Source organism: Mangrovimicrobium sediminis (genome assembly GCF_004745945.1).
Lineage (GTDB): Bacteria > Pseudomonadota > Gammaproteobacteria > Pseudomonadales > Halieaceae > Mangrovimicrobium > Mangrovimicrobium sediminis.
In genome coordinates this window covers 1-1,659 of the sequence record NZ_SRLE01000050.1, presented here as the reverse complement: position 1 = coordinate 1,659, position 1,659 = coordinate 1, and the positions used below count along the sequence as shown (strand labels likewise).

Below are 1,659 nucleotides of genomic sequence, written 5' to 3'. Positions count from 1 at the left end.
GAAGAAATCAATCGGAAGTTCGCCCGGCATTTGCGAGTAACACATAACGCTTCAAGCAGGGGCCCGCGTTAGCGGGTCCCGGCGCGAAGCGCCCTTGCTGCCTTGACTTGTTATGCGACCGGGCCAACATTGCCCCCAAATACAGCTACGATTAAAAGAATGACCACCCCGATTAACTGAAGGAAGAAAGGATTCTTCGCATCCTGCCAATGCATAACAATGAAGAGGATTGAGGCTGGAGCGATAAGCAAGCAACAGATTCCCCAGAAGACCCCAACCCTGAAAGCGGCTATCAATAGACCAATTCCACCAATGAGACAGATGGCTATACCAAGTATCGCCAGGACATTCATTTATTCTTCCTGATTTTCTGCGTAGATACCGAGATCGAGGGCGCATAACGCCCACAACACGGGCCGGAATGTAGGCGTGAAACGCCGAAATGGAGGTCCGGCCCCGCAGGGGCTTTCGTGGTTGTGATTGTTATATGCTTACAACGACTCATAGTGGGCAATAAAATCGTTAAAGGCACCGAGATTTTCAATTGTAAGCACAAAGTTGGCTTTGTGCAGGCCGCCGGAGAACACTCTATCAAGTGCTGTTGATACATCTTTTCCTGAAATTCTTTCTATATTTGAAATACCAGGAATGCTTGGCGGCTGCCTATCAACCCTAATAAATAGGCCGGTTGTGGTTTTAGGATCAAATGCGAACTCGGTATTTTTGGCCGATTTAATTTTGTAGCTCCAAAATTTATCTGTATTGTCCTTTTTGTGTAGTGAAACTCTATCTTTAATGCTTGATAGGAATTCAACTGCTTCTACTCCATTGATACTCATACTACGATATTCTCTCCGATATTTGATGGCATATAACGCCGCAAGCAGGGGCCGACTGAAAGGAGGTCCCGCCCCGAAGGGGCTTGCCTACCTTGCATTGTTATATTCATATTTTCTGCGCTTCTACTTGGGACGCCAAAACATATAGAGCTGAAGCCTCCTTTTGCATAGCAACGACACTCATAGATAAATCTTTTAGCAACTCTATATTATTCTGTTTATCAAAGAAGAAGCTACTTTCAGCATTTTCTAATGTTGAAAAAAGGTTTTTATTTGCACCCTCACGCTCAACTAGAATACTTCCAATGCTATATACAATTTCATCCACCCATTGAGTAGCATTATTCGGAGCCAAAGCAGTAGAAGCATTTCGGTAGAATGCCTGCAACCTAGTATATCGAACGCCATTTTTTGGTATGTATTTGTGCGCTCCAAGAGCAATTAATTTCTCCCTGTTGATTTCTGCTCCCTCCAGCAAGGAATTAACAATCTCTTCCCATATTTTCGCGAGTTCTTCCGCCTCTTCCGCGACTTTTCTAATGTATACCGATGAATTTTCAGCCTTCTGCTTTTTCGAGGCAAAAAATAGGTCTGCAATCTTTGCTAAATCAAATTTAAGCATGCCAGCTCCAGAATTTTTGGCGAATATAACGCTGAGCGGCAGCGGGCGCGCGGTACGCGCGTCCGGCGACCGAAGGGAGCGAACTGCCCGCACTTGTTATTCTGTGAAGTTCGGCAAAAGTGGCCCATTTCAGCAACTGGGCCAAAGGGTTGGGCAAGGCTAAAGAACCACCCATGTCGGCGTAGCTATCGTGAGGCG

4 protein-coding genes are annotated in these 1,659 nt (G+C 45.7%); all 4 read right to left on the bottom strand.

From position 1 onward, the window contains the following. Nucleotides 1-110: 110 nt before the first annotated feature. On the bottom strand, nucleotides 111-353 hold the full coding sequence (locus E4634_RS21230; RefSeq protein ID WP_135446681.1) for a hypothetical protein: 243 nt from the start codon (nucleotides 351-353) through the stop codon (nucleotides 111-113). 138 nt (nucleotides 354-491) lie between these two features. Then, on the bottom strand, nucleotides 492-839 hold the full coding sequence (locus tag E4634_RS21225; protein WP_135446680.1) for a hypothetical protein: 348 nt from the start codon (nucleotides 837-839) through the stop codon (nucleotides 492-494). Nucleotides 840-945: 106 nt separating this feature from the next. Then, nucleotides 946-1,461 (bottom strand): hypothetical protein, encoded by a 516-nt coding sequence (locus E4634_RS21220; protein WP_135446679.1) that lies wholly within the window; start codon nucleotides 1,459-1,461, stop codon nucleotides 946-948. After that, nucleotides 1,454-1,659 (bottom strand): hypothetical protein (locus E4634_RS21775; protein ID WP_206046991.1); only part of this gene is annotated, 206 nt, incomplete at its 5' end. The genes E4634_RS21775 and E4634_RS21220, both read right to left, overlap by 8 nt.